Genomic DNA, 4,678 nt, shown 5'->3' with positions numbered 1-4,678 from the left:
GGCGGGTCGTGATCGTCGATGACGTCATTTCGGCCGGCACTTCGGTGCGTGAGTCGGTCGAGATCATCCGCGCCGCCGGCGCCACGCCGGCGGCGGTGCTGATTGCACTGGACCGTATGGAGCGCGCCGGCAGCGACCAGGAATTGTCCGCCTTGTCGGCCGTGCAGGAAGTGACCCGCCTGTATGGCATTCCGGTGGTGGCAATCGCCAGCCTGGATGACTTGTTTGCTTACCTGTCAGGGCAGGACGCCGGTGGCGAGCTCGGGCAGTATCGCGAAGCGGTGGCGGCGTATCGGGACCGATACGGGATCAGCCAGTAAAGTAACGCTACGCAAGGCGCTGCTGGTCCAGCCAAGGATGCGGGGCGCCATGCGGCTGATGCAGCCGCTGCCCCGCGCGAGAAACCGGACGGCGCACTGTGCGCCGCCAATCGCCGCCGTCACCCTAACTTTTGCTTCAACAAGGCCGTCAGTTGTGCCGGATTCGCCTTGCCCTTGGTCGCCTTCATCGCCTGGCCGATCAGCGCATTGAATGCTTTTTCCTTGCCGGCGCGGTATTCCTCCACCGATTTCGCATTCGCCGCCAGCACGTCGTCGATGATTTTTTCCAGTTCGCCACTGTCGGAAATCTGCTTCAAGCCTTTGGCCTCGATGATCTCGTCGGCCAGTGACGGCGAATCGGATCCGGCTTCCCACATCGCGGCGAACACTTCCTTGGCGATCTTGTTGGAGATCGTGCCATCGGCGATCCGGGTCAGCAGCAGCGCCAATTGGTGCGACTTGACCGGCGCATCGGCGATATCGACATTTTCGCGGTTCAGGGTCGAGGCAACATCACCCATCATCCAGTTCGCAGCCGGCTTGGCCTGCTCGCGGCCGGCACTGGTCACGACGGCTTCAAAATAGGTCGCCATGCCCTTGGACTGCGTCAGCACTGCGGCGTCGTATTCCGGCAGGCCGTAGTCCTGCACGAAGCGCTCGCGCATCGCGCCGGGCAACTCGGGCATGCCGGCTTTTACCCGGGCAATCCAGTCCGCAGCGATCACCAGCGGCGGCAGGTCGGGGTCGGGGAAATAGCGGTAATCCTGCGCATCTTCCTTGCTGCGCATTGAGCGCGTTTCCTTGCGGTCCGGGTCGTACAGCCGGGTTTCCTGACGCACCCTGCCGCCATCCTCGATCAGTTCGATCTGTCGCCGCACTTCATAATTGATCGCCTCCTCCAGGAAACGGAAGGAGTTCAGGTTCTTGATCTCGCAGCGGGTGCCGTAGGCTTCCTGTCCGCGCGGACGCACCGACACGTTGGCGTCGCAGCGAAACGAGCCTTCCTGCATGTTGCCGTCGCAAATGCCCAGCCAAGTGACCAGCGAATGCAGCGCCTTGGCATACGCCACCGCTTCCGCGGCGCTGCGCATGTCGGGCTCGGTGACGATTTCCAGCAGCGGCGTGCCGGCCCGGTTCAGGTCGATGCCGGTCATGCCGTGATAGTCCTCGTGCAGCGACTTGCCGGCGTCTTCTTCCAGGTGCGCGCGTGTGAGCTGCACGGTCTTCAAGACCGGCTCGCCACCTTCCTGCAGCATGAAACTGAGGGTGCCGCCTTGCACCACCGGCGTTTCATACTGGCTGATCTGGTAGCCCTTGGGCAGGTCCGGATAGAAGTAATTCTTGCGCGCGAAAATCGATTGCGGCGCGATGGTCGCGCCAATCGCCAGTCCGAACTGGATCGCGCGCTCGACCGCACCGCGGTTCATGACCGGCAGCACACCCGGCAGCGCCAGGTCGACCGGACAGGCCTGGGTATTGGGCGCAGCGCCGAAATGGGTCGATGCGCCGCTGAATATCTTTGACGCGGTAGTCAGCTGGGTGTGCGTCTCCAGCCCGATGACAACTTCCCAGTTCATGCCCGATCCTCCGCTGCGCTGTGGGGCCGGCGCAAGTGCCAGTCGGTGCGCTGTTGATACTGATGCGCGATATTGAGCAAGCGCGCCTCACTGAAATAATTGCCGATCAGCTGCAGGCCGACTGGCCGCCGCGCATTTTTTTCGCCCTGCCCGAAGCCGCACGGAACCGACATGCCGGGCAGGCCGGCCAGGCTGGCGGACAAGGTGAAAATATCCCCCAGGTAGTTGGCTACCGGATCGTCCGCTTTGGCGCCCAGGTCCCAGGCCACGGTGGGCGAAACCGGTCCCATGATCACGTCACATTTTTCAAACGCATGCTTGAAATCCTGCGCAACCAGGCGCCGGATTTTCTGTGCCTGCAAATAGTAGGCATCGTAGTAACCGTGCGACAGCACATAAGCGCCGACCAGGATGCGGCGCTTGACCTCTTCACCGAATCCTTCCGAGCGGGTCTTGCGGTACATGTCGGCCAGGTCGGTATAGTCGCTGGCGCGATGGCCGTAGCGAACGCCGTCAAAACGGCTCAGGTTGGACGACGCTTCCGCTGGCGCGATCACGTAGTACACCGGTATCGACAGTTCGGTATTGGGCAGCGAGATATCGACCAGGGTCGCGCCCATCGCTTCATATTCCTTCAGTGCGGCACGCACGGCGGCCTCGACGTCGGGCGCCAGCCCGGGGCCGAAGTATTCGCGCGGGATGCCGATGCGCAGACCTTGCAGGCCCGGCTGGCCCGGCCCCAGTTCACGTGTGTAATCCTCGGCCGGCCGATCGACGCTGGTCGAGTCGGCCGGATCGAAGCCGGTCATCGCATTGAGCAACAGTGCGCAATCCTCGGCGGTGCGCGCCATCGGGCCGCCCTGGTCCAGCGAGGAGGCAAAAGCGATCATGCCAAAACGTGAAACGCGACCGTAAGTCGGCTTGATGCCGGTCACGCCGCACAAGGACGCCGGCTGGCGGATCGAACCGCCGGTATCGGTTGCCGTCGCCGCTGGCGTCAGGCCGGCGGCAATCGCTGCCGCCGAGCCGCCGGACGAGCCGCCCGGCACAGCCGTTTCATCCCACGGGTTCTTGACCGCGCCAAACCAGGAATTCTCGTTCGACGAACCCATGGCAAATTCATCACAGTTCAGTTTTCCGAGCGTAACCGTACCTGCCTGCAGGAACTGTTTCACGACAGTAGCGTCGAACGGGCTCACATAATTGGCCAGCATCCGCGAGCCGGCAGTGGAACGCCAGCCGCGTGTGACGAAAATGTCCTTGTGTCCGATCGGGATGCCGGTCAGCGGCGTCAGTTGGCCGGCGTCGCCAGCGGCCAGCCGGCGGTCGGCCTCCCCCGCTTGCGCCAGCGTCAGCGCCGGGTCGACGTGCAACCAGGCGTTCAGGCCACTGTTCTCGATGCGCGACAGATAGTGGCGCGCCAGTTCCGTGGCCGATATGTGCCTGCCCTGCAAAAGCGCAGACAGCTCCTTGATGGTTTTGTTGTGCATGAGACTCGGTAAAATGTTGGACGCTGTGGAATCCGGCGCCGTGCGGCCCTGTTCCATCGGGCCATTGTCCATTGTTCATATGGGGCCGAGATTATCCGGGCCCGATAAAATCCCGTTTTTTTATTCGATGACTTTCGGCACCAGATACAGTCCATCCTGTGTGGCGGGCGCCGGCTTTTGATAATCTTCCCGGCGGTCGGCTTCGGTGACGACATCGTCGCGCAGGCGCAGCGAAAAGTCCGGGTCCCAGGCCGTGATCGGTTGCGCCAGCGGCGCCACGCCGGTGGTGTCGACCGCCTTCATCTGTTCCACCAGGCCAAAGATGTCGTTGAGTTTGGCCAGGGTATCGGCAGCGGCTTCGTCGCTGAGGTCAAGCTGGGCCAGTACGGCCAGGCGTTTGACGTCGGAAAGGGCTAGGGACATGTTGGCAGTGCGCTTTGCGAAGGCGGTTTGGCGAGATTTTTAAAATGGCAAAAGTTGTCTATTCTTCGGTAAAAACTTGGCAAAACAGCGTGATATTCGGCCATTTTTACCAATTGCTTCATCCGAATCCGGCAGAATTATAAGGTAGAATGTCGCGCTATTGACCGTGCCTGACCAGGCGCGACCTGCAGCGTTCCCCACATCACACGATAAGCGCCTTTACTGGTGCGATCAGGACAAACCCATGTTTGGATTTTTACGCAGTTACTTCTCTAACGACCTGGCCATCGACCTTGGCACCGCCAACACGCTGATTTATGTACGCGGCATCGGCATTGTGCTGGACGAACCCTCGGTCGTTGCCATTCGCCAGCAAGGCGGACCCAACGGCAAGAAAACCATCCAGGCGGTCGGCCGCGAAGCCAAGCAGATGCTGGGCAAGGTGCCGGGTAACATTGAAGCAATCCGCCCGATGAAAGACGGCGTGATTGCTGATTTTACCGTGACCGAGCAGATGCTCAAGCAGTTCATTCGCATGGTGCACGACACGAAATTGTTCAGGCCGTCGCCGCGCATCATCATTTGCGTGCCCTGCGGCTCGACCCAGGTCGAACGCCGCGCCATCCGCGAGTCGGCGCTCGGCGCCGGCGCATCGCAAGTGTTCCTGATCGAAGAGCCAATGGCCGCTGCCATCGGCGCCGGGCTGCCGGTATCCGAGGCAACCGGTTCAATGGTGGTCGATATTGGCGGCGGCACCACTGAAGTGGGCATCATTTCGCTGGGCGGCATGGTGTACAAGGGTTCAGTGCGGGTGGGTGGCGACAAGTTCGACGAAGCCATCGTCAACTACATCCGCCGCAACTACGGC

General features: G+C 61.8%; 4 protein-coding genes and 1 pseudogene. 2 read left to right on the top strand and 3 right to left on the bottom strand.

What is annotated here, in order from left to right; genetic code table 11:
- Nucleotides 1–320: pseudogene (locus tag Q7T64_RS10225) on the top strand (orotate phosphoribosyltransferase); the annotation flags it as partial.
- A gap of 119 nt (nucleotides 321–439) precedes the next feature.
- On the opposite strand, the gene gatB reads toward Q7T64_RS10225, so the two are convergent.
- The 3 genes from gatB to gatC all read right to left on the bottom strand — a co-directional run bounded on the left by gatB (nucleotide 440) and on the right by gatC (nucleotide 3,810).
- Nucleotides 440–1,897 (bottom strand): Asp-tRNA(Asn)/Glu-tRNA(Gln) amidotransferase subunit GatB, encoded by a 1,458-nt coding sequence (gene gatB / locus Q7T64_RS10220; RefSeq protein WP_304795173.1) that lies wholly within the window; start codon nucleotides 1,895–1,897, stop codon nucleotides 440–442.
- A complete protein-coding gene (gene gatA, locus Q7T64_RS10215; protein WP_304795171.1) occupies nucleotides 1,894–3,387 on the bottom strand; it encodes an Asp-tRNA(Asn)/Glu-tRNA(Gln) amidotransferase subunit GatA in 1,494 nt (497 codons plus the stop codon). The genes gatB and gatA overlap by 4 nt, the downstream gene beginning before the upstream one ends.
- A 120-nt stretch (nucleotides 3,388–3,507) precedes the next feature.
- On the bottom strand, nucleotides 3,508–3,810 hold the full coding sequence (gene gatC, locus Q7T64_RS10210) for an Asp-tRNA(Asn)/Glu-tRNA(Gln) amidotransferase subunit GatC (RefSeq protein WP_304795169.1): 303 nt from the start codon (nucleotides 3,808–3,810) through the stop codon (nucleotides 3,508–3,510).
- Between the two features lie 244 nt (nucleotides 3,811–4,054).
- Between gatC and Q7T64_RS10205 the strand changes: the two genes are divergently transcribed.
- The coding region (locus Q7T64_RS10205) for a rod shape-determining protein (protein ID WP_304795168.1) at nucleotides 4,055–4,678 on the top strand (624 nt) is incomplete at its 3' end.

Origin of the sequence: Lacisediminimonas sp. (genome assembly GCF_030645335.1) — a bacterium.
Taxonomy (GTDB): domain Bacteria; phylum Pseudomonadota; class Gammaproteobacteria; order Burkholderiales; family Burkholderiaceae_D; genus Lacisediminimonas.
Note: the sequence above shows the minus strand (reverse complement) of the source record. Positions and strands in the feature narration are given on the sequence as shown.